The organism is Pseudomonas sp. S30_BP2TU TE3576 (assembly GCF_050436025.1).
Taxonomy (GTDB): domain Bacteria; phylum Pseudomonadota; class Gammaproteobacteria; order Pseudomonadales; family Pseudomonadaceae; genus Aquipseudomonas.
On sequence record NZ_JBNDLK010000001.1, the window covers coordinates 4,128,767 to 4,154,742 of the forward strand.

Below are 25,976 nucleotides of genomic sequence, written 5' to 3' on the forward strand. Positions count from 1 at the left end.
TTGCACCCCCCTGTCTATTTAACGGTTGGATCAGAACATGACCAGGCAACAGCAAGTGGTGATTGTCGGCGGCGGTGTGATTGGTTTGCTGACGGCCTTCAATCTCGCGTCAGAAGTGCAAAGCGTTGTGCTGCTGGATCGCTCGAACGTCGGCCAGGAATCGTCCTGGGCCGGTGGGGGCATCGTTTCGCCGCTTTACCCGTGGCGCTACAGCCCGGCAGTCACCGCGTTGGCTCACTGGTCCCAGGATTTTTATCCACAGTTGGGTGAGCGGCTGTTTGCCGCTACCGGTATTGATCCTGAAGTGCACACCACAGGTCTGTACTGGCTGGACCTGGACGATGAAGCCGAAGCGCTGGCGTGGGCTGCCCGGGAAAATCGTCCGCTTGGCGCGGTGGATATTTGCGCAGTACACGACGCCGTGCCGGTGCTGGGCAGTGGTTTTTCCCGGGCGATCTACATGGCTGATGTTGCCAACGTGCGTAATCCGCGACTGGTGAAGTCACTCAAGGCTGCGTTGCTGGCGCTGCCGAACGTGACAATCCATGAGCAGTGCGAAGTCAGCGGGTTTGTTCGTGACGGCGACAAAGTAGTCGGCGTGCAGACCTCCACAGGTACTGTTCTGGGCGATCAAGTTGTCCTGACGGCGGGCGCCTGGAGCGGTGACTTGCTCAAGCTCCTGGATCTGACGCTGCCGGTCGAACCGGTGAAAGGCCAAATGATTCTCTACAAGTGCGCGGCAGATTTTTTGCCGAGCATGGTTCTGGCCAAAGGCCGATATGCGATACCCCGGCGCGATGGGCACATCCTGATCGGCAGCACGCTGGAACATGAAGGCTATGACAAGACGCCAACCGGGTCGGCTCTGGAGAGCCTCAAGGCCTCTGCGGTGGAATTGATTCCGGCACTGGCCGATGCTGAAGTGGTCGGGCATTGGGCCGGTTTACGTCCGGGTTCACCCGAAGGCATTCCTTACATCGGTCGGGTGCCAGGGTTTGAAGGGCTGTGGCTCAACTGCGGGCACTACCGTAACGGATTGGTGCTGGCGCCCGCATCGTGCCAGTTGTTTGCCGATGTGATGCTGGGCCGGACGCCGATCATTGATCCGGCACCTTATGCGCCTGCCGGAAGACTTTGAAACAGGCACAAAAGATCGCAGCCTGCGGCAGCTCCTACAGGAGGCGCGCTCCCATCATGTAGGAGCTGCCGCAGGCTGCGATCTTTTTTAAAGTCTCAATCCAGTCCCAACTTCTTGAGCCGGTAACGCATTGACCTGAATGAAAGATTCAACCGCTGAGCCGCCGCCGTGCGGTTCCAGCGGGTTTCTTCCAGGGCCTGGAGCAGCAGCTGGCGTTCGACGTTTTCCAGGTAAGTTTCCAGATTGTCGATCTGTGTCAGGTCCGGTACGCCACCCTCAACCCCACAGTTGCCTTCAGCCAGACGCAAGTCGCCGGCTTCGATCTGGTTGTTCTCGCACAACGTGTGTGCCCGTTCGAGCATGTTTTCCAGTTCCCGCACGTTGCCCGGGAAACGGTAGCTTTTCAATGCATCAAGGGCTTGCGGATGGAGTATTGCCGCGGGTTGGCCAGTGCCGGCGACCAAGCGCTTGAGCATGTGGCTGGCCAGTGTTTCGATGTCGTCGCGGCGCTCGCGCAAGGGCGGGACCCGCAACTCGATCACGTTCAAACGGTAGTACAGGTCCTGGCGGAAGCGTTCGGCGGTGACTTCGGCGTCAAGGTCCTTGTGCGTGGCGCAGAGAATGCGCACATCGACCAGCACTTCCTGTTGCCCGCCGACGCTGCGCACGGCTTTTTCCTGAATGGCGCGCAGCAACTTGACCTGCATCGCCAGCGGCAAATCAGCCACTTCGTCCAGGAACAGGGTGCCACCATGGGCGGCCTGGAACAGGCCGGGCTTGTCCTCGATGGCGCCGCTGAAACTGCCTTTGCGATGGCCGAAAAACTCGCTCTCCATCAGTTCGGAAGGAATCGCACCGCAGTTGATCGGTATGAATGGCCGGTTGGCGCGGGGGCCTTGATCATGGATCAGCCGCGCGACCAACTCCTTGCCGCTACCGGATTCGCCACTGATATACACCGGCGCCTGGCTGCGGGCCAGTTTGGCGATGTGCTTGCGCAGATTGCGCATGGGCAGTGAATCGCCCAGCAAGCGGCGCTCGAGGGCGACGCTGGAAGCCGGAAGCAGGGCGCTGGTGACCAGTTCGCGCAGGCGCGTAAGGTCCACCGGTTTGGTCAGGAAGTCGAATGCCCCGGCCTTGAGCACATTGATCGCGGTTTCGAGGCTGGCATAGGCGGTGATCATCGCCACTTGGACCCGAGGGTGACGTTGCTGGATGTGCTGCACCAGCTCCAGGCCGGTACCGTCCGACAACTGCATGTCAGTCAGGCATAGATCGAAGGTTTCGCGATTTAGCAGGGATTGCGCTTCGCCGACGTTGCGGGCGTTAAACGTCTCCAGTTTCATCCTTCCCAGGGTGATTTCCAGGAGTTCGCGAATGTCCGGTTCGTCATCGACGATCAAGACTTTTTGTCGTGGTCTCGTGTTCAACGTGGGGGCCGTCCGTGAGCAAAGGTAACGCAAAAGCAGCCGCTTTCCTGGCGTGCCTTGAAGTCTAGGCGGGACAGAGTGCTTTCGCCCGGCTGGCCGGACGGATAAAGCCCCAAGCCCCTGATATGGGGGGCTGGGGCTTCGTTATCGAGTATTTCCAGTGGTTTCAGGTCGAGCCGTGGCAGCGACATTTGCTCGCGGCGCCGCAGTTGCAGGACGTTTTTGATTACCCGGTTCATTCGCAGAGTGTGGTCTTGAATAATCTGCGTCAGACGTCGATCGACGCCTTTGAGTTCCTTGGGTATGCGCGATAGTGCTCAATCAGTCGCCAGTTCGGGTGGCATGTCAGCGGCCACTGGAGCCCTTGTCTTGCTCGAGATGAGCCTGGCTGCAATACCACCGTTGGTCGAGGCTCAGCGCACGGTCACGGGGCAGGTGAACGCCGCAATGGGCGCAGCGGACCATGGGCGCCGCTTCCCGTTCGTCGGGGGACCTGGGGGTGGAAGCCTGACCCTTTAATTTGCGCCAGAACCATACTGCAGCGGCAATCAGGGCGATCCAGAACAATAAACGAAGCATGATGAGCTGCTATTCGAATGATGATCCGGCAGTTTAGCCAAGGACCTGTCAGGCGCACAGTGTAATAAATCAATGAAATAAAAAAGGGAGACTCGAAAGTCTCCCTTTTTACACAACCCGAGGTGTCAGTCGAACACGCCGAAGGTCATGTAGCTGAACCACGAACGGTCGCTGTTGTTGCCTTGCGCTTCGTGATCTTCTTCTTCGACCGCGTCGCCATTGCCGTCTTTAGGCTTGAGCTCGCTCGGGATCGCGTCCTTGGCGTCCTGGAACTGCCGCTGTACGTCCTGGTTGGCGCGGGTTTCGCCCGGTGGCAGCGGCGGACGGGATTCGATCAGGCCCAGGGTCGCCTTGCTCAGCCACGAACGGTTGTCGGCTTCGGCCACGGTCGGTACGAATTGACCGTCCACCAGCGTCGGGTGGTTCGGGTAGTTGAGCTTCAGGGTTTCCAGGCTGGTGGCCGCCAATTCGTCCAGGTGCAGGCGCTGGTAGGACTCGGTCATCACCGCCAGGCCGTCGCCGACCGAAGGGGTTTCCTGGAAGTTTTCCACCACGTAACGACCGCGGTTCGCAGCGGCGACATAGGCCTGACGGGTCAGGTAATAGTCGGCCACGTGAATTTCGTAGGCCGCCAGCAGGTTGCGCAGATAAATCATGCGCTGCTTGGCGTCTGGCGCGTAGCGGCTGTTCGGGAAGCGGCTGGTCAGTTGGGCGAATTCGTTATAGGAGTCGCGGGCGGCGCCCGGGTCACGCTTGGTCATGTCCAGCGGCAGGAAACGCGCCAGGAGGCCAACATCCTGGTCGAAAGAAGTCAGGCCCTTGAGGTAGTAGGCATAATCGACGTTCGGATGCTGTGGGTGCAGGCGAATGAAACGCTCAGCAGCGGACTTGGCCGCTTCTGGCTCGGTATTCTTGTAGTTGGCGTAGATGAGCTCGAGTTGCGCCTGGTCGGCATAACGACCGAACGGATAACGCGATTCCAGAGCCTTCAGCTTGGCGATGGCACTGGTGTAGCTACTGTTGTCCAGGTCTTTTTGAGCCTGTTGGTACAGCTCGACTTCACTGAGGTTTTCGTCTACGACTTCCTTCGATGAGCAAGCAGCGGTCAATGCGAGGATGGCGATCAGCAGCAGGTGTTTCACTTGCATGGCGGCTTGCGTCCCTATGACGGCCGCTGTCTTGGGCGTGGCCGTCCTGTTATGATGAGCGCCCCGTTGTATAGCCTCGGGGCAAAAGACGCCGTATTTAACCACAAGCGCGCAGCCGAAACCAAAGGCTGTGCCGACGCCTAGTCTGAGCATGTCCGATAAAATTGAACTTCGCGCAGAGGTGCCGTCCGAATTGGGCGGCCAACGCCTCGATCAAGTCGCCGCACAACTATTCGCTGAGCACTCGCGCTCGCGCCTTTCCGCCTGGATCAAAGACGGCCGCCTGACTGTGGATGGGGCGGTTATCCGCCCGCGAGACATCGTTCACGGTGGCGCCATCCTTGAGCTGACTGCCGAGCAGGAAGCTCAGGGCGAATGGGTCGCTCAAGACATTGCCCTGGACATCGTCTACGAAGACGACGACATCCTGGTGATCAACAAGCCTGCGGGCCTGGTGGTGCACCCGGCTGCCGGTCACGCCGATGGCACCTTGCTCAACGCGTTGCTGCACCACGTGCCGGACATCATCAATGTGCCCCGCGCCGGTATCGTGCATCGCCTGGACAAGGACACCACCGGTCTGATGGTGGTGGCCAAGACCATTCAAGCGCAGACGCAGCTGGTTACACAGTTGCAGAGCCGCAGCGTCAGCCGGATCTACGAGTGCATCGTGATTGGTGTGGTGACCGCTGGCGGCAAGATCAATGCGCCGATCGGTCGTCACGGCCAGCAACGCCAGCGCATGGCCGTGATGGAAGGTGGCAAGCAAGCCGTCAGCCATTACCGCGTGCTCGAGCGTTTCCGCTCCCACACCCATGTGCGGGTGAAGCTGGAAACCGGTCGTACACACCAGATTCGTGTGCACATGGCGCACATCAACTACCCGTTGGTCGGAGATCCTGCTTACGGTGGTCGTTTCCGTATCCCGCCGGCCGCCAACCCGACCATGGTCGAGTCGTTGAAAAACTTCCCGCGTCAGGCCTTGCATGCACGGTTCCTGGAGCTGGATCACCCGACGACCGGTAAGCGCATGAGCTGGGAATCGCCGTTGCCGGAAGATTTCGTCTGGTTGCTGACCCTGCTCAAGCAAGACCGCGAGGCGTTCATCGGATGAGTGACTGGCTGATTCCTGACTGGCCCGCGCCGGCCGGGGTAAAAGCCTGTGTGACCACCCGTGCGGGCGGCGTTAGTGTGGCGCCGTTCGACAGCCTCAACCTCGGCGATCACGTCGACGACAACCCTGAAGCGGTTGCCGAGAATCGCCGTCGTTTGACCGATCATTTCTCCATTCAACCGGCCTGGCTGCAGCAGGTCCACGGCATCGTCGTGGCCCATGCCGACCCGAACCAGGTGATCACCGCCGACGCCAGTTGGACATCGACCCCCGGCATCGCCTGTGCGGCAATGACCGCCGATTGCCTGCCGGCATTGTTTTGCGATCGCGCCGGAACTCGCGTTGCGGCAGCCCATGCCGGTTGGCGCGGGCTGGCGGCGGGTGTGCTGGAAGCGACCCTCGACAGTCTGGCCGCACCTCCCGACGAGGTGCTGGTCTGGCTCGGCCCGGCCATTGGCCCGCAAGCCTTTGAAGTCGGGCCGGAAGTGCGTGAGATCTTCGTTCAGCAGTTGCCGCAAGCGGCGGAAGCTTTTGTCCCGAGCCAAAACGCCGGCAAGTTCATGGCCGACATCTATTGGCTGGCACGTCTGCGTCTCGCGGCTCGTGGTGTAACGGCCGTCTACGGCGGCGGTTTCTGCACCGTAACCGACCCACGCTTCTTTTCTTACCGCCGCAGTCCTCGCACTGGTCGGTTTGCCTCCTTGGTTTGGCTCGAACGCTAGACTTGTCTGACCTGCATCAACGTCACGACGCTTGAAACTCCCAGAATCGACCACATCTATTGTGGTATCTGGCAGGTTTCTTCATTCAGGATGTTTTATAGGTCCGGCCTGCTCAAAAGGAAGGTGACCCATGCGTATAGACCGTTTAACCAGCAAACTGCAGTTAGCGTTGTCCGATGCCCAATCCCTGGCTGTCGGCCACGATCATCCGGCCATTGAACCGGCGCACTTGATGCAAGCCTTGCTCGAGCAGCAGGGCGGCTCGATCAAGCCCCTGCTGATGCAGGTGGGCTTCGACGTCAACAGCTTGCGTAAAGAGCTGACCAAAGAGCTCGACCAGCTACCGAAAATCCAGAATCCGACCGGCGATGTGAACATGTCGCAGGATCTGGCGCGCCTGCTCAATCAGGCCGATCGTCTGGCCCAGCAGAAAGGCGACCAGTTCATCTCCAGCGAGTTGGTGTTGCTCGCCGCCATGGACGAAAACAGCAAGCTCGGCAAACTGTTGCTCGGCCAGGGCGTGAGCAAGAAAGCCCTGGAAAATGCGATCAACAACCTGCGCGGTGGCGAGGCCGTCAACGACCCTAACCACGAAGAAGCACGACAGGCACTGGATAAATACACCATCGACCTGACCAAGCGCGCCGAAGACGGCAAGCTCGATCCGGTGATCGGCCGAGACGATGAAATTCGCCGGACCATCCAGGTGCTGCAACGTCGCACCAAGAACAACCCGGTGCTGATCGGTGAGCCTGGCGTGGGTAAAACCGCCATCGCCGAAGGCCTGGCCCAGCGCATCATCAATGGTGAAGTGCCGGATGGCCTCAAGGGCAAGCGCCTGTTGTCCCTGGACATGGGGGCGTTGATTGCCGGTGCCAAGTATCGCGGTGAGTTCGAAGAACGGCTCAAGGCGTTGCTCAATGAGCTGTCGAAGCAGGAAGGGCAGATCATCCTGTTTATCGACGAACTGCACACCATGGTCGGCGCCGGTAAGGGCGAAGGTTCGATGGATGCGGGCAACATGCTCAAGCCGGCACTGGCCCGCGGTGAACTGCACTGCGTGGGCGCCACCACGCTCAACGAGTACCGCCAATACATAGAGAAGGACGCCGCGCTCGAGCGACGTTTCCAGAAAGTGCTGGTGGACGAGCCGAGCGAAGAAGACACCATCGCCATCCTGCGTGGCCTCAAAGAGCGTTATGAGGTTCACCACAAGGTGGCGATCACCGACGGCGCGATCATTGCCGCAGCCAAGCTCAGTCATCGTTACATCACGGACCGGCAGCTACCGGACAAGGCCATCGACCTGATCGATGAAGCCGCCAGCCGTATCCGCATGGAGATTGACTCCAAGCCGGAAGTGCTGGACCGCCTGGAGCGTCGTCTGATTCAGCTGAAGGTGGAATCCCAGGCGCTGAAGAAAGAAAGCGACGACGCGGCGAAGAAGCGTCTGGAAAAACTGCAGGAAGAAATTGCTCGTCATGAGCGTGAGTACTCGGATCTCGAAGAAATCTGGAACTCGGAAAAAGCCGAGGTACAGGGTTCGGCGCAGATCCAGCAGAAGATCGAGCAGTCCCGTCAGGAACTGGAAGCGGCCCGCCGCAAGGGCGACCTGAACCGCATGGCCGAGTTGCAGTACGGGGTGATCCCGGACCTTGAGCGCAGCCTGCAAATGGTCGACCAGCATGGCAAACCCGAAAACCAGTTGCTGCGCAGCAAGGTGACCGAAGAAGAAATCGCCGAAGTCGTGTCGAAGTGGACCGGTATTCCAGTGTCGAAAATGCTCGAAGGCGAGCGCGAAAAACTGATGAAGATGGAAAGCCTGTTGCACCAGCGTGTGATCGGCCAGGATGAAGCGGTGGTGGCGGTTTCCAACGCAGTGCGGCGCTCCCGCGCCGGGTTATCCGACCCGAATCGCCCGAGCGGCTCGTTCATGTTCCTCGGCCCGACCGGTGTCGGTAAAACCGAGCTGTGCAAGGCGCTGGCCGAATTCCTCTTCGATACCGAAGAGGCGATGGTGCGGATCGACATGTCCGAGTTCATGGAGAAACATTCCGTGGCTCGCTTGATTGGTGCTCCTCCAGGCTATGTAGGCTATGAGGAGGGCGGTTATTTGACTGAGGCGGTGCGTCGCAAGCCTTACTCGGTGATCCTGCTGGACGAGGTCGAGAAGGCGCACCCGGATGTGTTCAACATCCTGTTGCAAGTGCTGGAAGATGGCCGTCTGACCGACAGCCATGGCCGTACGGTGGATTTCAAGAACACCGTGATTGTCATGACGTCCAACCTGGGCTCGGTGCAGATTCAGGAATTGATCGGCGATCGTGAGGCGCAGCGTGCGGCAGTGATGGATGCGATTTCCAGCCACTTCCGGCCGGAGTTCATCAACCGGGTCGACGAAGTGGTGATCTTCGAGCCATTGGCGCGGGATCAGATCGCCGGCATTACCGAGATCCAGTTGGGTCGTCTGCGTAGCCGCCTGACCGAGCGCGAGCTGAAGCTTGAGCTCAGCCCTGAAGCCATGGACAAGCTGATCGCGGTCGGTTACGACCCAGTGTATGGCGCACGGCCGCTCAAACGAGCGATCCAGCGCTGGATCGAGAACCCGCTGGCGCAGCTGATTCTCTCCGGTCGATTCATGCCGGGCGATACAGCTCACGGTGTGGTGGAAAACGACGAAATCGTCTTCGTCTGATCCATAACGGCAACAAAATCGAAAAGGCCTCGCATTGCGAGGCCTTTTTTTCGTTAGGCTGTTGAACTCAAAGGAAAAGGCTTGTAAAGTGCGCCCCGCAGTAAGTCACCCGTCAGGGTTTCTGCTCCCCAAGCAGGAATCCAAAATAAGTTGCAAATCATTAACTTGAAAGCAATTTAGGGGGTTGACAGAGGTTCTGAAGATTGTAGAATAGCGCGCCTCAGACACACGAACGCAGCGATGCGAACGGGTTGAAGGGAACGCTGTAAAGCTTCAAAGTTGTAAATTGAAATGTGTAGTTCCGTGATAGCTCAGTCGGTAGAGCAAATGACTGTTAATCATTGGGTCCCAGGTTCGAGTCCTGGTCACGGAGCCAATTTCAAACCGGGGTATAGCGCAGTCCGGTAGCGCGCCTGCTTTGGGAGCAGGATGTCAGGAGTTCGAATCCCCTTACCCCGACCATTTTTGGGTCGTTAGCTCAGTTGGTAGAGCAGTTGGCTTTTAACCAATTGGTCGTAGGTTCGAATCCCACACGACCCACCATTTTTGAAACCAGTTAGCGCTGGAATCGAATCTTAAGATCAGACGCCAAAAGCTCTGTTCGCAGGAGGCGCCTTTAAAAGGTGCCTTTTTTTTACCGGGGTATAGCGCAGTCCGGTAGCGCGCCTGCTTTGGGAGCAGGATGTCAGGAGTTCGAATCCCCTTACCCCGACCATATTAAAAATCCTCGTATCGAAAGATACGGGGATTTTTTTTGCTTTCAAAAATACTGGGCGTGCCGCAAAACCCTGTGGGAGCGGGCTTGCTCGCGATGACGGTGTATCAGGCGACATTGATATCGACAGAAAGGACGCCATCGCGAGCAAGCCCGCTCCCACAGGGGGTTGTTTTAGTGCAGCTTCAGGCGAGGCTCGGTGCCGCGTCCGATCTTGCTGCCGAGCATCAGCATTGCCGTGCGGAACGGTCCGTACAGCGCCATCTGGTGCATACGGTACAGCGACACGTAGAACATCCGCGCCAGCCAGCCTTCGAGCATCACGCTGCCGGTGAGGTTGCCCATCAGGTTACCCACAGCCGAAAAACGCGACAGCGAGATCAGCGAGCCGTAGTCGGTGTACTTGTACTCCGGCAGTGCCTTGCCTTCGATGCGCAGTTTCAACGATTTGGCCAGCAACGAAGCCTGTTGGTGAGCGGCCTGGGCGCGTGGCGGCACATTGCGGTCGCTGCCCGGTTGCGGGCAGGCGGCGCAGTCACCGAACGCGAAGATGTTCTCGTCACGGGTGGTTTGCAGGGTTGGCAGCACTTGCAGCTGATTGATGCGGTTGGTTTCCAGGCCATCGATGTCCTTGAGGAAACCCGGTGCGCGAATCCCCGCGGCCCAGACTTTCAGGCTGGCCTTGATCACGTTGCCATCGGCAGTAAGCAGGCTGTCTGCCGTCACTTCGCTGACCGCGGCATTGGTCATGACGTTGACCCCGAGTTTCTCCAGGGTTTTATGCACAGGCCCGCCAATTCGCTCCGGCAGCGCCGGCAGTACCCGTGGACCGGCTTCGATCAGGGTGATGTGCATGTTTTCCGGTTTGATCCGGTCCAGGCCATAGGCTGCCAATTCATGGGCGGCGTTGTGCAGTTCGGCGGCCAGCTCGACCCCGGTGGCACCGGCGCCGACGATGGCCACGCTGATTTGCTCGACCACGTCGGTTTGCCCTGCGTGCGCGCGCAAATAGTGATTGAGCAGTTGCTGGTGGAAACGCTCGGCCTGTTTGCGGGTGTCGAGGAACAGGCAGTGTTGCGCCGCGCCCTGGGTGCCGAAATCGTTGGTGGTGCTGCCGACGGAGATCACCAGCGAGTCGTAAGGCACTTCGCGCGCCGGTACCAGTTCCAGGCCGGCTTCGTCATAGGTGGCGGCCAGCTGGATTTTTTTCTTCGCGCGATCGAGCCCGCTCATGCGTCCCAGCTGGAACTCGAAGTGGTTCCATTTGGCCTGGGCCACATAGTTGAGTTCGTCTTCGGAAGAGTTCAGGGAACCGGCCGCCACTTCGTGCAACAACGGTTTCCAGATGTGGGTCAGGTTCGCGTCGACCAGCATCACACTGGCCGTGCCGCGCTTGCCCAGAGTCTTACCCAGACGGGTAGCCAACTCCAGACCGCCGGCGCCGCCGCCAACGATGACAATACGATGAGTCATGGGGATATCTCGCAAGGCTAAAAGAAATCGGTGCAGTCAACCGCGCGAGCGCAAGGCAGCTCATAGCGTCAGGTAACTGATAAGTCGGCTCAACAGGCCCAGACCAATGGTCACTGCCAATACCAGTACAAGGAGCATCCACGGCCGGAAAGGCCGGCGATCGACTTGGTGCTGGGACAACTGCAGGTACTCTTCGACATGCTTTTGGTCGTCGGGGTTCAGGCGGCTGGTCATATCGGGCCTCGTCAGGGGTAGACGTTGCTGAATGTGTAGAAGCTACAGGGAAATTATTCAGCTGTGAACGGAGCTTAGCTGCTGACCGGGGAAAGGCTCGAGGCTCACAGGCTGATCCCGACGTCGAACACAATGCTGCGCCCCAGGTTGCTGCGCAAGAAGTCCGGTGCATCCGGGTGGGCGAACAGCACGCGGGCGAATGTCGGCCCGACCAATGACAGCGAGCGCCAGCCCTGGCGCAGGTATTCGGTCGGCGGCGGGAAATGGCTGTTGAGGTCCAGCACTTCGCGTTTCAGGCTGGCGAAGGCAATGATATCCAGCTCACCCAGATCCATGCCGCGTTCTTTGTAGTTGTGCGCTTTTTTGCGCAAGGTCGGCGCCAATCGCAGCAAGAACTCATTGGCAGGGATACGTCGTGGCTTGGCCTCGCGGCGCACCAGTTGGCTCAGGGAAAACGCGCTGCGTCGGCGTTGCAGTTCGTCGCGCCATTCATCGTTGAGTCGCCGGCCCTCGTCGAGCACGAAGAACACCTCGAAACTGGCATCGCGAAACAACACGTCCGGCGGCTCTCCGGCGGGGGCGAACTCATCGGCGCGATAGGGAATGTTCAAGCCTTGCAGCAGGCGCTGGCAAACCCAACGCTCACGCTCCCACTTGCGGGCATTGGACAGGAACGCGTTGGCCTGCTCAGCCGCGATGGTCAGCAGGCGTAAATAATCTGAGTCATCCATAGGCCCAAGCTTAGCGTTCAAATGTGATCGCAAAGAAGACAATTTGTCGGAGTGGCTCTATGCCTTCCGTTCCCATGCCCGTTTCAGGGCCCTGCACAAAATGGATAGTGATCTGCGCGCACTGGCTATTGCCACGTATCGGGCGGCTCTACCCTCGGCTGTACGGACGTAAGCCGTGTTACCGCCGCTCTAAAAAAACAACAACAAGAGATAGATGCCATGCGCAAGATCGACGTACATGAGGTTATCGACAACGCTCGTTTCAACCGCTTTCACTGGATGGTGCTGTTCTGGTGTGCCCTGATCATCATCTTCGACGGTTACGATCTGGTGATCTACGGCGTGGTCTTGCCGATGCTGATGAAAGAGTGGGGGCTCAGTCCTCTGCAGGCCGGTGCATTGGGCAGCTATGCACTGTTCGGCATGATGTTCGGCGCGCTGTTCTTCGGACCGCTGTCGGACAGGATTGGCCGCAAAAAAGCCATCACGGTCTGCGTGATGCTCTTCAGTGGCTTCACCGTGCTCAATGGATTCGCCCGCAACCCCACCGAGTTCGGCCTCTGTCGCTTCATTGCCGGGCTCGGCATTGGCGGCGTGATGCCTAACGTCGTGGCACTGATGAACGAGTACGCGCCGAAAAAAATCCGCAGCACTCTGGTCGCGATCATGTTCAGCGGTTACTCGGTGGGCGGCATGCTGTCTGCCGGGCTGGGCATTGTGCTGATCCCGGGTTTCGGCTGGCAGTCGGTGTTTTACGTGGCGGTCCTGCCGTTGCTGTTGTTGCCGCTGATCATGTATTTCCTGCCCGAATCGGTGGGCTTCATGTTGCGTCAGGGGCGTCATGAAGAGGCGCGCAATATTCTTCAGCGGATTGATCCGGCCTACGTCGCGCAAGTGTCTGATCAATTGCACATGGCCGAAGTGAAAGGCACGGGCACCCCGGTGTTGCAGTTGTTCCGTGAAGGCCGTGCACTGCGCACGCTGATGCTGTGGCTGGCGTTTTTCTGCTGCCTGTTGATGGTGTACGCGCTGAGTTCCTGGCTGCCGAAACTGATGGCCAACGCCGGTTACAGCCTGGGTTCGAGCCTGTCGTTCCTGCTGGTGTTGAATTTCGGGGCGATCTTCGGCGCGGTCGGTGGCGGGGTGCTGGGCGACAAACATAATCTGCCGAAAGTGCTGGCGGTGTTTTTCGCCATGGCGGCGGTGTCGATCACGCTGTTGGGCTTCAACAGCCCGACGCCGGTGTTGTACCTGCTGATCGCCATTGCGGGTGCCACCACCATTGGCTCGCAGATTCTCTTGTACGCCTGCGCCGCGCAGTTTTATTCCATGACGATTCGTTCTACCGGTCTGGGCTGGGCGTCGGGCATTGGGCGCAACGGGGCCATCGTCGGTCCGCTGCTGGGTGGTGCCTTGCTCGGGATCAGCCTGCCCCTGCAACTGAATTTCATGGCGTTTGCCGTGCCCGGTGCGGTGGCGGCCCTGGCCATGACCGTGTTCGCCATCAGCAGCCGACGCAGCGCTGCAGGTGTCAATCCTGCGTTGTCAGCGACCGGTGCCTGAATCATGAAAGCGTTTTTCCAGGACTTCTCGCTGTCAGCCGCCGTGGCTGGATTCATTGCCACGGTGATTTCCTATGCCGGTCCATTGGTGATCATCTTTCAGGCAGCAGAGGCGGCGCATCTTTCGCGGGAAGTGTTGTCGTCCTGGATCTGGGCGATCTCCATTGGCAGCGCCGTGCTCGGTATCGGCTTGAGCCTGCGCTACCGCGTTCCGGTGATCATCGCCTGGTCGGCGCCGGGCTCGGCGTTGCTGGTGACGCTGTTGCCGGACATCTCCATGGCAGAGGCGGTGGGGGCTTATCTGGTCAGCAGCCTGATCATTTTCCTGGTTGGCATCTCGGGGGCTTTCGACCGGATCATCAGCAAGCTGCCCGCCGCCATCTCGGCGGCGATGCTGGCGGGGATCCTGTTCAGTTTCGGTACCGGTTTGTTCGTGTCGATGCAGCACAAGCCGGTGCTGGTCCTGGCGATGTTTGCCAGCTACCTGATCTGCAAGCGTGTGGTGCCGCGTTATGCGGTGATGATGGTGCTGCTGGTGGGGTGTTCGATTGCCGCGTTCACCGGTGATTTGCATCGTGAAGCGCTGGTGATCGGCCTGGCCACGCCAGTGTGGATCACGCCCGAGTTCAGCCTGGGCGCGATCCTGAACATCGCCCTGCCGCTGGTGATGGTGGCGCTGACCGGTCAGTTCGTGCCCGGCATGGCGGTGCTGCGCGCCAGCGGTTATCCGACGCCAGCGAGCCCGATCGTCGCCAGTAGCGCGCTGGGCACGGCATTGCTGGCGCCGTTTGGTTGCCATGGACTGAATCTGGCGGCGATCACCGCGGCGATCTGCACCGGTCGCGAAGCCCACGAAGATCCTCGCAAACGCTACGTGGCCGGGGTCGTCGGCGGCCTGTGTTACCTGCTGTTGGGAATCTTCGGCGCCACGCTGGTCTCGCTGTTTTCAGCGTTCCCCAAAGAGTTGATCGCGGCGTTGGCCGGGCTGGCCTTGTTCGCCGCCATTGCCGGCGCGTTGACGGGCGCAATGGCGGTGCCGAGCGATCGCGAAGCCGCGCTGGTGACCTTTCTGGTCACGGCTTCGGGCATGTCGTTGTTCGGTTTGTCCGCGGCGTTCTGGGGGCTGATTTTCGGCATGCTCACCCATGTGCTGTTGAGCGTCCGTCGTCCCGTTCCCTGTCGCAAATCCTCTGCAACTGAAGTCCTTCAACCAGTCGATCAATAACAATAAGAGAAAAACGATGAAACAGATTCTCCCAACAACCGGTTCGGCGTTGTCCCTGGCTGTCGTCTCGAGTTTTTCCACGGGTGCAATGGCGGCTGAAACCGGCTTTGTCGAAGACACCACCGCGACGTTGCAGGCGCGCAATTACTACTTCAGCCGCGACTATTCCGACATCGTTGGCGCCAACCAGCAATCGAAGGCTGAAGAGTGGGCCCAGGGTTTCATCCTCAACGTGAAGTCCGGATACACCCAGGGCACCGTCGGGTTTGGGGTGGATGTCATCGGCTTGCTCGGCCTCAAGCTCGACAGCGCCCCGGACCGGACCAATACCGGTTTGCTGCCGGTGCAGGACGACGGCCGCGCGGCGGACAACTACAGCCGTCTGGAAGGCGCGTTGAAGATGCGCTACTCCAAAACCGAGCTGAAAGTCGGTGAACTGCAACCCAATCTGCCGGTGTTGGCGTTCAGCGATATTCGCCTGCTGCCGCCGAGTTATCAGGGCGCAAGCATCACCTCCAGCGAGATCAATGGCCTGACGGTGCAGGGTGGTCACTTGAGTTCAACCAGCCTGCGCAACGAGGCAGGCGACGAAAAGATGCAAGCGATGCTGGGGCACGTGCCGCAGCGCCAGGTCAGCAGTGACGGTTTCAATTTTGCCGGCGCTGATTATGCTTTCAACGACAAGCGCAGTTCGGTCAGCGCCTGGTACGGGCAACTGGAAGATATCTACAACCAGCGTTTTCTGGGTTTAAAGCACAGTGAGCCGGTGGGCAACTGGATCCTCGGCGCCAACCTCGGTTACTACGATTCGCGCGAGGACGGCAAAAAACTGCTGGGCAACATCGACAACCAGGCGTTCTTCTCGTTGCTGTCGGCCAAGCGTGGCGGCCATACGTTTTACGTCGGCTATCAGGGCATGTTCGGTGACAGTGCGTTCCCACGGGTGTTTGCCAACATCTCGCCGCTGGGCAACGAAGTACCGACCTATGAGTTCGCCTTCACCGATGAACGTTCCTGGCAGGCGCGCTACGACTACGACTTCGCGGCGCTCGGCGTACCGGGGCTGACCAGTACGGTGCGCTACATCAGCGGCAACAATGTCGATACCGGCAAGGGCTTTGAAGGCAAGGATCGCGAGCGTGACCTGGACATCGGCTATGTGCTGCAGAGCGGCAGCCTCAAAGGTTTGGGCATTCGCGTGCGCAATGCGATGGCACGTTCAAACTACCGCAGTGATATCGACGAGAACCGCTTGATCCTCAGCTACACGTGGACCTTGCTATGAGCCACTGATCACAGGTCGCTGGTGCAATCACCGATGACGTCGTAGGTCACGCGGTGGGTCTGGCCCTGATGATCGACGTACACCATGGTTGCCGGGACAACCCCGCACGCGGTCGCGGTGTTCGACACAGAAACCACGCTGGCGATGTCCAGTGGCTGCGCCGGGTTGTACAGGACTGCGAGGGGTTCGTTGCCAGCGGCCATGGCCGAGGTGGCGATGACGGTCAGCAACAGGCTGATCAACGTTTTCATGTTGGCGTGCTCCGTGTCGGTTCTGATGTTTGAATTTTAGTCTTTGCCACCGATGGATAAAGGAGCGAACGCCGGATGCAGCCTTACATAAAACGTAACAGTCATCGCCCGAGGGGGGCTTATGGATGTGCTTAACAACTTGCGCGTGTTCATCCGGGTGGTGGATTGCGCCAGTTTCACCGGGGCTGCCGATACGCTGGATCTGTCGACCGCGCAGGTATCCCGATTGGTGGCGGATCTGGAGGAACATGTACAGGCGCGTCTGCTGCAACGCACCACGCGGCGCTTGGGCCTGACCGACGCCGGCGAGCGTTTCCTGCTGCGCAGCCGGCAAATCGTCGAGGCCATGGATGAGGCAACGGCCGAGGCCCGTGGCGCGCATATCAGTCCGGCCGGACGCCTGCGGGTGCACAGCATGAACGGCCTGGGTGTGCTGCTTACGCCGTTGATCGCCCGCTACAGCGAGCTATATCCCGATGTGGTGTTCGAGCTGACCTTGTCGCAGCGCAATCCCGATCCGCTGGAGGAGGGTCACGATGTGGTGATTTCGATAGCGCCCGAACTGGCCGACTCGCAAATGGTTGCGCAGGCCGTCGGGCAAATCTATAGCGTGCCCTGTGCCTCCCCGGACTATCTGCACCGTCGGGGCGTGCCGCAGCAGCCGCTGGCGCTGAGCGATCATCAATGCCTGCGCATGCTCGACCCGTTGTACAGCGATCAATGGCTTTTCCAGGACGAGCACGGCGAGCACGCCGTCAGCCCGGCCAAGACCTTTCAGTGCAATGTTGCCGAGTCGATGGTCAAGGCTTCGGAGGCGGGCATGGGCATCAGCCTGCTGCCGTTCTACACCGCGACGCGGCCCTTGAGCGACGGCACTTTGCTGCGCGTGTTACCTGCATGGCGCCTGCGCGAACGCAATGTGTATGCGCTGTATCCTTCGCGACGCTTTCTCGATGCCAAGGTGCGCACCTGGGTGGACTTTCTCAAGTCAGAGCTACCGAAGCTGTTTGCCGACCATGACGCGGTGATGAACGATCCGCGGCATTGGGCGTGAAGTCGAAGGGCAGGCGAGCGGCGGTGTAGACTGAGGGGCCGTTGTTCTTCGCCCAGGAGGCGCGCGTAGCCATGATCGGTGCAGAGTTGCTGTCATCGCAAACCCTTGCGGCCGGCTGGCTGATCTATGTGCCGGTGTTGATCTGGGCGATCTGTCGTGCACCGTGGGTTGAACTGTTTACCGACAGCCGTCGTCAGCATCTGCTGTTTGGAACGGTGTTTGCGCTGTTTCTGTTGTGGCTGGTGCGGCGCGACTTTGATACCGGCGTGTCGTACCACTTCATCGGCATGACAGCGGTGACGCTACTGCTGGACTGGCCGCTGGCGCTGCTCGGCGGGTTGGTTGCACAAACGGGGCTGGTGCTGCTCGGCCGACAGGATCTGGCGGCGGTCGGGGTCAATGGCGCGCTGTTGATTGCGCTGCCGGTGCTGGTCACCGAGTGTTGCGCGATTCTGGTGGAGCGTGCTCAGCCGCGAAATCCCTTTGTGTATATCTTCGTGTCCGGCTTCTTTGCGGCGGCGCTGTCGGCGTTGCTGTGCCTGCTGCTGGCGCTTTGGTTGTTATGGTTCGACGAGCGTTTTGCCATGCCGTACTGGCTGGAAGATTTTGTCGGATATCTGTGGCTGATCATTTTTCCCGAAGCGTTTATCAACGGCATGATCGTCAGTGCGCTGGTCGTGTTTTGTCCGGAGTGGCTCGAGACGTTCAACCGCACTCGCTACCTATCGGCTCCCTGGAAGGACGACGATCCCAAGTCCTGATCCACATCAAAACCTGGAATCGTCCATTCGATGGATCAGTGGCGCGGGTCGAAGTCGCCGCTGAACATCTCATCCTCGGCATCGGGGGGCACTGGAATCTTGTGTTCTTCGGACGCCCAGGCGCCCAGGTCGATCAGTTTGCAGCGATCGGAGCAGAATGGCCGGAATTTGCTCTCGGCGGTCCATTCCACGGGGGCGCCGCAGGTTGGGCATTCGACGGTTGTTGGTTGGCTCATGACTGGCCTCCACGCAAAGAAAGATAAAAGTGATGCAGGCGTTCGACCTCGCTGTGCAGCCAGGCAAGGTCGCGGTCATTGACCACGACGTCGTCGGCATGGCTCACGCGATCCTGACGGCTGGACTGGGCCTTGAGGATCGCCTGGACTTGCTGCTCGCTGGTCTGGTCACGTTGCAGGGTACGTTCGATCTGCAACTGTTCGGGCGCATCGATCACCAGCACCCGTTGGGTCATGGCGTATTGCCCGGACTCGATCAGCAGCGGTGAAACCAGAATCGCATAAGGCGATTTTGCCAGCGCCAGGTGATGAGCGATTTCCTCGCCGATCAGTGGATGCAGGAGGGCCTCCAGCCAGCGGCGTTCTTCAGGTACCTCGAAGATCAACTTGCGAAGCGCAGCGCGGTCCAGTTGTCCGTCGGTCTGCAACACACCGGGACCGAAGTGAGCGGCGATTTGTGCCAGTGCCGGGCGGCCAGGTTCAACTACCCAGCGAGCGGCATGATCGGCATCGACCACATGCACGCCCAGATCGATGAAGTGTTGGGCAGCCGCACTTTTACCGCTGCCGATGCCGCCGGTCAGGCCGAGAATCCAGGGTTTTTCCACAGGGGTATTCATTTCAAACCGACAAACTGCCAATAGAGGTCGGTTATTTGACCACCCCAGAGCAAGGCAATCCAGCCGGCAATGGCCAGATAGGGACCGAAAGGGATCGGCGTCGAGGTTTTTGCATTGCGCAAGCGCAGGGTTATCAGCCCGATAATGGCCCCTACCAGCGAGGACAGGAGGATGGTCAGCGGCAAAATCTGCCAGCCACCCCAGGCGCCCAGCATCGCCAGCAGCTTGAAATCACCGTGACCCATGCCGTCCTTGCCGGTGATCAGCTTGAACAGCCAGAACACCGACCACAGCACGCTGTAGCCGGCTATCGCCCCCCACAGCGCCTGGTGCAACGACACGAACAGGCCGAAGCTGTTGACGACCAACCCCAGCCACATCAATGGCAGCACCAGCACGTCCGGCAATATCTGATGTTCGGCGTCGATCAGGCTCATCGCCAGCAACCCCCAGCTCAGGACCAGCACCAGGCAGGCCGGCCAACCGAAGCCGAAGTGCCAGGCAACAAACGCCGACAACAGGCCGCAGGCCAATTCAGTCAACGGATAGCGCGGGCTGATCGCCGCCGCGCAGGCTGAACAACGACCGCGCAAAAACACATAACTGAGCAGCGGGATGTTTTCCCAGGCGCGGATCCGGTGACCGCAGTGCGGGCACTGGGAGTGGGGCAGCATCAGGTTGTAGGTCGGCAGTGGCGTTTCGCCGGGCAGCCCGAGGATGTCATGGGCCTGCTCACGCCAGTCGCGTTCGAGCATTTTCGGCAGGCGCCAGATCACGACATTGAGGAAACTGCCGACCAGCAGGCCGGTGATGCCTGCGAGAAGGACAAAGGCCAGCGGATAGTGAATCAGGATTTCATTCAAGGGCATGTCAGATCGCTGAGCCGAGTTGGAAGATGGGCAGGTACATCGCAACTACCAGGCCGCCGACGATAACACCCAGCACCACCATGATGAACGGCTCCATCAGGCTGGTGAGGCTATCGACCATGTTATCGACTTCGTCTTCGTAGAACCCCGCGACTTTGTCGAGCATAGCGTCCAGCGTACCGGACTCTTCGCCGATGGCGGTCATCTGTATCGCCATGTTCGGAAAGATACCGGACGTACGCATGGCGAAATTCAATTGCATGCCGGTCGAGACGTCCTGCCGGATGCGCAATACCGCACGCTTGAACACGATATTGCCGGTTGCGCCGGCCACCGATTCCAGTGCTTCCACCAGCGGCACGCCGGCAGCGAAAGTGGTCGACAGCGTGCGGGCAAATCGGGCTACGGCGGACTTGTACATCAACCTGCCCACCAGCGGCAGTTTCAAGAGCCAGGTGTCCATCCGGTCGCGAAAGGCCGGGGATGTCCTGGAGGCGTGGCGCACACCGAAGATCACCGCGATCAGCACGCCGAGAACCGCCCACCACCAGGCCTGCATGAATTGCGACAGGCCAATGACCATCACGGTGAAGGCCGGCAGTTCGGCGCCAAAGCCCTTGAACACCGACTCGAACTGCGGCACGACGTTGACTAGCAGAATCCCGGTGACAACCGCCGCGACGAACACCACCACCAGCGGATAGGTCATGGCTTTCTTGATCCTGGCCTTGAGGCTTTCGCTTTTTTCCTTGTAGGTCGCGACCCGCTCCAAAAGGGTGTCGAGGGCACCGGCCTGCTCGCCGGCATCCACCAGGTTGCAATACAGTTCATCGAAATACTGCGGCTTCTTGCGCAGGGAGGCAGCGAAGCTGTTGCCTGCCGCGACTTCCTGTTTCAGATCGTCCACCAGCTTGCGCATGGCCGGATTGTCGAAGCCCTCGCCGATGATGTCGAACGACTGCAACAACGGCACGCCAGCCTTCATCATTGTCGCCATTTGCCGGGTGAACAGGGCGATGTCCCGGGCCGTGATGCGCTTGCCCATGTTGAACAGCGAATGTTTTTTTTTGCGAACCTTGCCGGGACTGATGCCTTGCTTGCGCAGTTTCGCCTTGATCAGCGCCGGGTTTTGAGCGCTGAGCTCGCCGTTTACCTTTGTGCCTTTGCGGTCGATGCCTTCCCATGCATACACGCTGATTTTCGCTGCCTTGACCGCCATGTTCAGTCCTGGGTAATTCGGTTGAATTGCTCTTATAGCCTAGTCAAACGACAGAGCCAAACCAGTAAGGGTGAGGTGACAAAAAACGTCAGATAGTGCTGATCCTGATGGTAGGAAAGGGCTTTGCGGCTGCCACGGTCCCTGCCAACAGGGGCTTTTGGCCTTGGCACAGGCTGTGCTGCCATGGGGCAGATCATGAGCTTTCGACTCATGCATGGAGGCTGAATATGCACCAACAAAAAGGTTTTACCCTGATCGAGTTGCTTATCGTGGTGGCGATCATCGGGACCCTGGCAACACTGGGTCTGCCGATGTATTCCAAATACCAGACGCGGGCCAAAGTCACGGCAGCACTGGCCGAGCTGACTGCAATGAAGGTGCCGTTCGAGGATGTGATCAATCAGGGGGACACCCCGACAATTGCCAACGTGGCGCCCGCCGGCGCGACATCGACTAACAACTGCGCCCTGTCTGTGACGTCTCCAACGCCTGAAGGAGAGGGATCAATCGTTTGTACGTTGCGGAATGCCCCGGGGGTGGTCCTGGGCAAAACCGTCACCCTGACACGGGACGAAACCAAAGGCTGGTCGTGTAAAAGCACCGTCTCCCAGGATTACTTGCCTAAAGGGTGTTCCGGTTCTGCGTCATGAATCCCCGCCATCGCGTAATGCCGATCAGTTAAGCCACAACGCAATCCGTAGCAGCCGGACGCAGCCTTCGGCAGCTGCTACAAGGAAGGCGTAGCGGTACCGCCATTGCGGGTTTTTTTGTTTGTCGGCTGTTGTCAAAAGCTCAGAAATTCAGGGCGTTAGGAACTTTCCATAAACCCGCAACTTGCATGCAGCGTTTCTGCTTGTCGTGCATTTTGCATGATTCCGGGAATTGGATGATCTTGTAACGTATTGATTTTAAAGGTTTTATCTCTTCTTCAAAGTTGGCACAACGTTCGCAATATCCTTGGTAACCCTGCCGACAAGACACCCGGCAGACTTTCCAGAAAAACAGGAGTTACTCGTATGAAGAAGTTCGCTATCGCTGCCGCTACTGCTACCGCGCTGACCCTGACCATGGCAAACGCGGCATTCGCCCAGACTACTCAAGCCACCCAGGCTCCCATGACCCTGGCGGCGGGTGAAATGACCAAGGCTACAGAAGCTACTTCCGATACCTGGATCACCACCAAAGTCAAAGCCGACCTGATGACCGAAAAAGGCATTCCAGGTAGCGACATCAAGGTTGAAACCAACAAAGGCGTGGTATCGCTGTCGTCGACCACCGCCGTGACCGAAATGCAAAAAGACACGGCTGTGGCCATCACCAAGAAAATCAAGGGCGTCAAGGCGGTCTCCGCTGACGGCCTGAAAGCCGAGTAAGGCAAGACTTCTCGCCTGGACCGGGAGAAGGCGCGACAGACGGGCCGAGTCATACGTCTGTTGCAACCTGAGCGTTCATGCGAAGGGCCCCGCGCATTTTTGCCGGGGCCAAATCAATTGTGGGAGCGGGCTTGCTCGCGAAAGCGGTTTTTCATTCAACGTCTGTGTTGAATGTCAGTCCGCCTTCGCGAGCAAGCCCGCTCCCACATTGAGTCGTGGTTAATTAATTGCCGCGTTTACTGGTGATCTGCTTCAGCCGATTACCTTCGAACCGCAAGTATTGATACATCCCGCCATTGGGTCCGTAGGTCCATTCCTCGACCTGAAACTCCTCGCGCCGATCGGCACTGCGCTTGTAACCCAGCAAGTCGCGGCTGACCGGCTCGCCGCATTTCTGCAGGACTTCACTCGAGCGATCACCGACGCTGATCAATTGGCTGCCACAGCGCAGGGTATCGTCCGCCCAGGCCTGACTGGCGGATAGCACCAGAACCAGGCAAGCCAGCCGCCATATCATCACTCGGCATCCAGATGCATCGGCGTCACCACGCGGCCGTCACTTTGCGCCTCGCCCAGATTGGCATCGATGAAGTACACACGGTTATCTTCCAGCTGGGCCTTGTCGACCAGATAATCCTTGATGCTGCTGGCGCGTTCCTGGCCCAGTTGACGTAACAGCACGTCGCTGGAACTCCAGAACTTGATCACCTCGGCACGCATTTTCGCGGTGCGCTCTTCCTTGCCCAGGTCCTTCCATTCGGCAGGGGGCTGGGTTTTCAGGCGGGTGCGGTAGATGCCTTCGAGCAGCGGGCCTTTTTCCCCGTCCGGTACTTCCAGCAACGAAGCCTGGGCCGGGACCTTGTCGCCACGACGCTGGAGCATTTTGTAGTAGTTGTACTGGTATTCACGCTCCAGGCGTTGTTCGGCGATCAGCGGGCCATCGCTGCTCTGGGCGGCGGTGCCTTCGATTTCCAGGCGCAGGGCCGGGCGTTCCTTGAGCGCTTTTGACAGTTTGTCCAGGGCGCCTTCAGCGTCCTTGCCCAATTCACTGGAACCGGCTGCGAATGAAACGCTGCCCAGGTCTTCCGAGCCACCACCGTTGACCAGCCCGCCAATGAGTTTGAACGGCGCTGCCGCGGCTTTGACGATCAGGTTGCGCAGGGTCTGCCAGATAATCGGCATGACGCTGAACTGAGGGTTGTTCAGGTCGCCGCTGACCGGCAGTTCGATGGAGATCTTGCCGTCGACATCCTTGAGCAAGGCAATGGCCAGTTTCAACGGCAGGCTCACGGCATCCGGGCTGTCGACTTTTTCACCCAGTTGCAGTTGTTCGACCACCACTTTGTTCTCAGCTTTGAGCAGACCCTTGGTGACCTGGTAATGCAGGTCGAGATTGAGCCGGCCTTTGCGGATACGGTAGCCGGCGAACTTGCCGGAATAGGGCGTCAGCGTGGTCAGTTCCACACGTTTGAAGCTGGTGGCGATGTCGAGACTGGCCATCGGGTCGAACGGATTGACCGCGCCCTTGATGGTCACCGGCGCGTAGCGGTCGACCTTGCCCTTGACGTCGACACTGGCCGGTTTCGGCTGGCGGCTGTCGATGGTGCCAATTTGCCCGTTGAGCTGCTGGATGGCGGTGGCGAAATTCGGCGTCAGGCTGAAGTCGGCGAAGTTGGCCGAGCCATCATTGATGAAAATGCCGCCGATGTGGATGCCCAACGGCTTTTCGTTGCTGGCCGGTTTGCTCGCCGCCGGTTTTGCCCCGGAGTCCGCCGGTTGCGGAATCAGCAGGTCATCGATGTTGGTGGTGCGATCATCGTTGATCATGAAGCGCACATAGGGCTGGAACAGGTTGATCTTGTCGATCGACAGGCTGTCCCCATGCTGATAGTTCAGGCCTTCGACCACGACCTGTTGCCACTTGAGGAAGTCGCGGGTTTTCAGGGTGTCCAGGGTATGCAACTGATCGACCTGGGCGCGGCCGGTGACGCTGAAGGCCAAGGGCTCGGTGCTTTTCAGGTCGACCGCCAGATCGCTGCCGAGCATGCCGCTGCGCAGTTCCAGGCGAATGAACGGCGTGATGTAGGACTGGGCAACCCGCAGGTCGATGTCCTTGGTCTGCACCTTCAGCCTGGCGCTGACCGGCGCCAGGTTGACCTCGCCGTCGGCCAGGATCTTGCCTTGCTTGCCCACGCCGGTATCGAGCTTGAGGGTAAAGGGTGAACCGTTGAGGCTGTCGAAGTTCTGCAGGTCAAGGTTCAGCGGGCCCAGTTCCAGGGCGACGGCGGGTTGGGCCTTGCGGTCGGCCAGATGCACCTGGTAGTCGCGCAACTGCACATCCTTGAGCAGCACCTGCCAGGGTTTGCCTGGTGCGGCCGGCTCAGGTTTCGGTGAGTCTGCCGCCGCCGGAGTGCTGGCCGGTTCTGCGTCCGCCTTGGCTTTGGCGGCGGCGGGTTTGGACGGCTGGCTGGCGAACAGTTTCTGCCAGTCGAGTTGGCCGTCTGATTCCAGCGCCGCCCAGGTTTCCAGTTTGTTGCTGCGGATCTTGCCGACCACCACTTGCTGCTTTGCCAGGTCCACGGTGGTTTCGCTGACGTCCAGGCGCTCAAGCTTCACCAGCGGCCGGCCATCCGGGGCCTTGATCGCGAAGGGGGCGATGTTGACCGCTACGTTGCTCAGTAGCAGTTCGGTTTCCTTGGCCAGACTGAATTTGTAATCGGTACTGATGCTCATGACGCCGTTTTCGAGGTCCAGGGGCACGGCATCGCGCACATAAGGCCAAAAGGCTTTCATCTTGCCATCGGTGATTTTCAGCTTACCTTCGGAGGCGATCGGGATCAGGCTGAAGTTGCCGGTCCAGTCGATCTGTCCGCCATTGGGGCCGACGGCCACCAAGGTCATGTCGGCACTGTCATCGGGCAGGGTGCTGAGGTTCTTCAGCTCGAAATCGAGTGTGTCGTAGATAAATTCGATGGGCTCGCTGGGCCGGGCATCTTCAAAGTGCACGGCGCCGCCGGCCAGTTTGATCCGCTCGATGCGCAGCGGAAACGGCTTGGCATCCGGGTCGGCCGGTGTGGGTTCGCTCGCTGGCAGCTTGAACAGCCCCAGCAGATTGAGTTGGCCGTCCTTGCTGAACAGGATTTCGGTCTTGGGCTTGTCCAGTTCGACATCGGACAGGTGCACCGCCTTGGTCCACAGGCTGTCGAATTGCAGATTGGCGTACAGGCGTTCGAAAGCGACCTGCTCCTTGCCGGGCTCGCCGATGTTCAAGCCCCAAAGGGTCAGTTCAAGGCTGAACGGATTGAACTCGATCCGCTGGATCGTGGCGGGTGTGGTGGCGTAGTTGGCCAGTTGCTGGTTGGCAACGCGCAACGCGACACCCGGTAAAATCAGAAAACCCAGCAAGCTGTAGAGGGCCAGAGCAGTCAACAAGGCGCCGATGGCGCGAATCAATCCTTTGTACATGTGCGGCTTCATCTGTCTGGATCGGAGTGCCTTGGAGTATGGCACGCGTTTCCGGTTCCCAAGTGATTGGCCTGATC

Annotated in this window: 24 protein-coding genes, 4 tRNA genes and 1 pseudogene; 15 read left to right on the top strand and 14 right to left on the bottom strand. The window is 59.4% G+C overall.

Annotated features, from left to right (window positions below; translation table 11 throughout):
- Positions 1-37: 37 nt before the first annotated feature.
- Complete coding sequence (gene thiO / locus ABIA48_RS18840) at positions 38-1,138, top strand: glycine oxidase ThiO (RefSeq protein ID WP_429490528.1); 1,101 nt, start codon at positions 38-40, stop codon at positions 1,136-1,138.
- A 95-nt stretch (positions 1,139-1,233) separates the two neighbouring features.
- Here thiO and ABIA48_RS18845 read toward each other — a convergent pair whose 3' ends face one another.
- The 4 genes and pseudogenes from ABIA48_RS18845 to ABIA48_RS18860 all read right to left on the bottom strand — a co-directional run bounded on the left by ABIA48_RS18845 (position 1,234) and on the right by ABIA48_RS18860 (position 4,295).
- Positions 1,234-2,568 carry a sigma-54-dependent transcriptional regulator gene (locus ABIA48_RS18845; RefSeq protein WP_429490529.1) on the bottom strand — a complete coding sequence of 445 codons (1,335 nt, stop codon included), beginning with the start codon at positions 2,566-2,568 and terminating at the stop codon, positions 1,234-1,236.
- A pseudogene (locus tag ABIA48_RS18850) lies at positions 2,565-2,867 on the bottom strand (hypothetical protein); the annotation flags it as partial. The pseudogene ABIA48_RS18850 and the gene ABIA48_RS18845, both read right to left, overlap by 4 nt.
- Before the next feature lie 46 nt (positions 2,868-2,913).
- Positions 2,914-3,147: a PP0621 family protein gene (locus ABIA48_RS18855; RefSeq protein ID WP_429490531.1), complete on the bottom strand. Its 234-nt coding sequence runs from the start codon at positions 3,145-3,147 to the stop codon at positions 2,914-2,916.
- Positions 3,148-3,272: 125 nt separating this feature from the next.
- Positions 3,273-4,295: an outer membrane protein assembly factor BamD gene (locus ABIA48_RS18860; protein WP_429490533.1), complete on the bottom strand. Its 1,023-nt coding sequence runs from the start codon at positions 4,293-4,295 to the stop codon at positions 3,273-3,275.
- A 151-nt stretch (positions 4,296-4,446) separates the two neighbouring features.
- Between ABIA48_RS18860 and rluD the strand changes: the two genes are divergently transcribed.
- The 7 genes from rluD (at position 4,447) to ABIA48_RS18895 (ending at position 9,541) form a co-directional block, all read left to right on the top strand.
- On the top strand, positions 4,447-5,409 hold the full coding sequence (gene rluD, locus ABIA48_RS18865; RefSeq protein WP_007990414.1) for a 23S rRNA pseudouridine(1911/1915/1917) synthase RluD: 963 nt from the start codon (positions 4,447-4,449) through the stop codon (positions 5,407-5,409).
- Positions 5,406-6,131: a peptidoglycan editing factor PgeF gene (gene pgeF / locus ABIA48_RS18870; protein WP_429490535.1), complete on the top strand. Its 726-nt coding sequence runs from the start codon at positions 5,406-5,408 to the stop codon at positions 6,129-6,131. The genes rluD and pgeF overlap by 4 nt, the downstream gene beginning before the upstream one ends.
- Positions 6,132-6,261: 130 nt before the next feature.
- On the top strand, positions 6,262-8,826 hold the full coding sequence (gene clpB, locus ABIA48_RS18875) for an ATP-dependent chaperone ClpB (protein WP_429490537.1): 2,565 nt from the start codon (positions 6,262-6,264) through the stop codon (positions 8,824-8,826).
- Positions 8,827-9,126: 300 nt separating this feature from the next.
- Positions 9,127-9,202 (top strand) — tRNA-Asn (locus ABIA48_RS18880).
- Positions 9,203-9,211: 9 nt separating this feature from the next.
- A tRNA-Pro gene (locus tag ABIA48_RS18885) sits at positions 9,212-9,288 on the top strand.
- Between the two features lie 5 nt (positions 9,289-9,293).
- Positions 9,294-9,369 (top strand) — tRNA-Lys (locus tag ABIA48_RS18890).
- Between the two features lie 95 nt (positions 9,370-9,464).
- Positions 9,465-9,541, top strand: a tRNA-Pro gene (locus ABIA48_RS18895).
- A 174-nt stretch (positions 9,542-9,715) separates the two neighbouring features.
- Here ABIA48_RS18895 and ABIA48_RS18900 read toward each other — a convergent pair.
- The 3 genes from ABIA48_RS18900 to ABIA48_RS18910 all read right to left on the bottom strand — a co-directional run bounded on the left by ABIA48_RS18900 (position 9,716) and on the right by ABIA48_RS18910 (position 11,979).
- Positions 9,716-11,014, bottom strand: a complete 1,299-nt coding sequence (locus ABIA48_RS18900; protein WP_429490539.1) for an NAD(P)/FAD-dependent oxidoreductase — start codon at positions 11,012-11,014, stop codon at positions 9,716-9,718.
- A 60-nt stretch (positions 11,015-11,074) separates the two neighbouring features.
- A complete protein-coding gene (locus tag ABIA48_RS18905; protein WP_429490541.1) occupies positions 11,075-11,248 on the bottom strand; it encodes a DUF3094 domain-containing protein in 174 nt (57 codons plus the stop codon).
- A 104-nt stretch (positions 11,249-11,352) separates the two neighbouring features.
- The gene (locus ABIA48_RS18910; RefSeq protein ID WP_007970534.1) at positions 11,353-11,979 is read right to left on the bottom strand and encodes a DUF1780 domain-containing protein; all 627 of its coding nucleotides are present in this window, start codon (positions 11,977-11,979) and stop codon (positions 11,353-11,355) included.
- Positions 11,980-12,198: 219 nt separating this feature from the next.
- Here ABIA48_RS18910 and ABIA48_RS18915 point away from each other — a divergent pair, with 219 nt between their 5' ends.
- The 3 genes from ABIA48_RS18915 to ABIA48_RS18925 are packed head-to-tail and all read left to right on the top strand — an operon-like array spanning position 12,199 to position 16,051.
- A complete protein-coding gene (locus ABIA48_RS18915) occupies positions 12,199-13,542 on the top strand; it encodes an aromatic acid/H+ symport family MFS transporter (RefSeq protein WP_429490543.1) in 1,344 nt (447 codons plus the stop codon).
- Positions 13,543-13,545: 3 nt separating this feature from the next.
- Positions 13,546-14,766, top strand: a complete 1,221-nt coding sequence (locus ABIA48_RS18920) for a benzoate/H(+) symporter BenE family transporter (RefSeq protein WP_429490545.1) — start codon at positions 13,546-13,548, stop codon at positions 14,764-14,766.
- A gap of 16 nt (positions 14,767-14,782) precedes the next feature.
- Complete coding sequence (locus ABIA48_RS18925; protein ID WP_429490547.1) at positions 14,783-16,051, top strand: OprD family porin; 1,269 nt, start codon at positions 14,783-14,785, stop codon at positions 16,049-16,051.
- Positions 16,052-16,059: 8 nt separating this feature from the next.
- Here ABIA48_RS18925 and ABIA48_RS18930 read toward each other — a convergent pair whose 3' ends face one another.
- On the bottom strand, positions 16,060-16,302 hold the full coding sequence (locus ABIA48_RS18930) for a DUF2790 domain-containing protein (RefSeq protein ID WP_007990398.1): 243 nt from the start codon (positions 16,300-16,302) through the stop codon (positions 16,060-16,062).
- 121 nt (positions 16,303-16,423) lie between these two features.
- Between ABIA48_RS18930 and ABIA48_RS18935 the strand changes: the two genes are divergently transcribed.
- Positions 16,424-17,356 (top strand): LysR family transcriptional regulator, encoded by a 933-nt coding sequence (locus ABIA48_RS18935; protein WP_429490549.1) that lies wholly within the window; start codon positions 16,424-16,426, stop codon positions 17,354-17,356.
- 71 nt (positions 17,357-17,427) lie between these two features.
- Entirely contained in the window at positions 17,428-18,117 is a 690-nt protein-coding gene (locus ABIA48_RS18940; RefSeq protein ID WP_429490551.1) for an energy-coupling factor ABC transporter permease, read from the top strand.
- Positions 18,118-18,152: 35 nt separating this feature from the next.
- Here the strand turns inward: ABIA48_RS18940 and yacG are convergent, their stop codons facing one another.
- From yacG to ABIA48_RS18960, 4 genes are read right to left on the bottom strand one after another with little or no spacing between them, the layout of a single operon-like run.
- Positions 18,153-18,353 (bottom strand): DNA gyrase inhibitor YacG, encoded by a 201-nt coding sequence (gene yacG / locus ABIA48_RS18945; RefSeq protein WP_218432541.1) that lies wholly within the window; start codon positions 18,351-18,353, stop codon positions 18,153-18,155.
- Positions 18,350-18,973, bottom strand: coding sequence for a dephospho-CoA kinase (gene coaE, locus ABIA48_RS18950; protein WP_429490553.1), 624 nt, complete (start codon positions 18,971-18,973; stop codon positions 18,350-18,352). The genes yacG and coaE overlap by 4 nt, the downstream gene beginning before the upstream one ends.
- Positions 18,970-19,842 carry a prepilin peptidase gene (locus ABIA48_RS18955; protein WP_429490555.1) on the bottom strand — a complete coding sequence of 291 codons (873 nt, stop codon included), beginning with the start codon at positions 19,840-19,842 and terminating at the stop codon, positions 18,970-18,972. The genes coaE and ABIA48_RS18955 overlap by 4 nt, the downstream gene beginning before the upstream one ends.
- Before the next feature lies 1 nt (position 19,843).
- Complete coding sequence (locus tag ABIA48_RS18960; RefSeq protein ID WP_429490557.1) at positions 19,844-21,061, bottom strand: type II secretion system F family protein; 1,218 nt, start codon at positions 21,059-21,061, stop codon at positions 19,844-19,846.
- A 227-nt stretch (positions 21,062-21,288) separates the two neighbouring features.
- Here ABIA48_RS18960 and ABIA48_RS18965 point away from each other — a divergent pair, with 227 nt between their 5' ends.
- Both ABIA48_RS18965 and ABIA48_RS18970 read left to right on the top strand, forming a co-directional pair.
- Positions 21,289-21,711, top strand: a complete 423-nt coding sequence (locus tag ABIA48_RS18965; protein WP_429490559.1) for a pilin — start codon at positions 21,289-21,291, stop codon at positions 21,709-21,711.
- A 366-nt stretch (positions 21,712-22,077) separates the two neighbouring features.
- Positions 22,078-22,434, top strand: a complete 357-nt coding sequence (locus tag ABIA48_RS18970; RefSeq protein ID WP_007990383.1) for a BON domain-containing protein — start codon at positions 22,078-22,080, stop codon at positions 22,432-22,434.
- Positions 22,435-22,657: 223 nt separating this feature from the next.
- Here the strand turns inward: ABIA48_RS18970 and ABIA48_RS18975 are convergent, their stop codons facing one another.
- Both ABIA48_RS18975 and ABIA48_RS18980 read right to left on the bottom strand, forming a co-directional pair.
- A complete protein-coding gene (locus ABIA48_RS18975) occupies positions 22,658-22,951 on the bottom strand; it encodes a DUF2845 domain-containing protein (RefSeq protein ID WP_429490561.1) in 294 nt (97 codons plus the stop codon).
- The gene (locus ABIA48_RS18980; RefSeq protein WP_429490563.1) at positions 22,951-25,911 is read right to left on the bottom strand and encodes a DUF748 domain-containing protein; all 2,961 of its coding nucleotides are present in this window, start codon (positions 25,909-25,911) and stop codon (positions 22,951-22,953) included. Before ABIA48_RS18980 ends, ABIA48_RS18975 begins: the two co-directional genes overlap by 1 nt.
- Positions 25,912-25,976 lie beyond the last annotated feature (65 nt).

Coding starts and splice junctions, on each gene's coding strand:
- thiO (WP_429490528.1), top strand. CDS start 38: ATGACCAGGCAACAGCAAGTGGTGATTGTCGGCGGCGGTGTGATTGGT.
- ABIA48_RS18855 (WP_429490531.1), bottom strand. CDS start 3,147: ATGCTTCGTTTATTGTTCTGGATCGCCCTGATTGCCGCTGCAGTATGG.
- ABIA48_RS18860 (WP_429490533.1), bottom strand. CDS start 4,295: ATGCAAGTGAAACACCTGCTGCTGATCGCCATCCTCGCATTGACCGCT.
- rluD (WP_007990414.1), top strand. CDS start 4,447: ATGTCCGATAAAATTGAACTTCGCGCAGAGGTGCCGTCCGAATTGGGC.
- pgeF (WP_429490535.1), top strand. CDS start 5,406: ATGAGTGACTGGCTGATTCCTGACTGGCCCGCGCCGGCCGGGGTAAAA.
- clpB (WP_429490537.1), top strand. CDS start 6,262: ATGCGTATAGACCGTTTAACCAGCAAACTGCAGTTAGCGTTGTCCGAT.
- ABIA48_RS18900 (WP_429490539.1), bottom strand. CDS start 11,014: ATGACTCATCGTATTGTCATCGTTGGCGGCGGCGCCGGCGGTCTGGAG.
- ABIA48_RS18905 (WP_429490541.1), bottom strand. CDS start 11,248: ATGACCAGCCGCCTGAACCCCGACGACCAAAAGCATGTCGAAGAGTAC.
- ABIA48_RS18910 (WP_007970534.1), bottom strand. CDS start 11,979: ATGGATGACTCAGATTATTTACGCCTGCTGACCATCGCGGCTGAGCAG.
- ABIA48_RS18915 (WP_429490543.1), top strand. CDS start 12,199: ATGCGCAAGATCGACGTACATGAGGTTATCGACAACGCTCGTTTCAAC.
- ABIA48_RS18920 (WP_429490545.1), top strand. CDS start 13,546: ATGAAAGCGTTTTTCCAGGACTTCTCGCTGTCAGCCGCCGTGGCTGGA.
- ABIA48_RS18925 (WP_429490547.1), top strand. CDS start 14,783: ATGAAACAGATTCTCCCAACAACCGGTTCGGCGTTGTCCCTGGCTGTC.
- ABIA48_RS18930 (WP_007990398.1), bottom strand. CDS start 16,302: ATGAAAACGTTGATCAGCCTGTTGCTGACCGTCATCGCCACCTCGGCC.
- ABIA48_RS18935 (WP_429490549.1), top strand. CDS start 16,424: ATGGATGTGCTTAACAACTTGCGCGTGTTCATCCGGGTGGTGGATTGC.
- ABIA48_RS18940 (WP_429490551.1), top strand. CDS start 17,428: ATGATCGGTGCAGAGTTGCTGTCATCGCAAACCCTTGCGGCCGGCTGG.
- yacG (WP_218432541.1), bottom strand. CDS start 18,353: ATGAGCCAACCAACAACCGTCGAATGCCCAACCTGCGGCGCCCCCGTG.
- coaE (WP_429490553.1), bottom strand. CDS start 18,973: ATGAATACCCCTGTGGAAAAACCCTGGATTCTCGGCCTGACCGGCGGC.
- ABIA48_RS18955 (WP_429490555.1), bottom strand. CDS start 19,842: ATGCCCTTGAATGAAATCCTGATTCACTATCCGCTGGCCTTTGTCCTT.
- ABIA48_RS18960 (WP_429490557.1), bottom strand. CDS start 21,061: ATGGCGGTCAAGGCAGCGAAAATCAGCGTGTATGCATGGGAAGGCATC.
- ABIA48_RS18965 (WP_429490559.1), top strand. CDS start 21,289: ATGCACCAACAAAAAGGTTTTACCCTGATCGAGTTGCTTATCGTGGTG.
- ABIA48_RS18970 (WP_007990383.1), top strand. CDS start 22,078: ATGAAGAAGTTCGCTATCGCTGCCGCTACTGCTACCGCGCTGACCCTG.
- ABIA48_RS18975 (WP_429490561.1), bottom strand. CDS start 22,951: ATGATATGGCGGCTGGCTTGCCTGGTTCTGGTGCTATCCGCCAGTCAG.
- ABIA48_RS18980 (WP_429490563.1), bottom strand. CDS start 25,911: ATGAAGCCGCACATGTACAAAGGATTGATTCGCGCCATCGGCGCCTTG.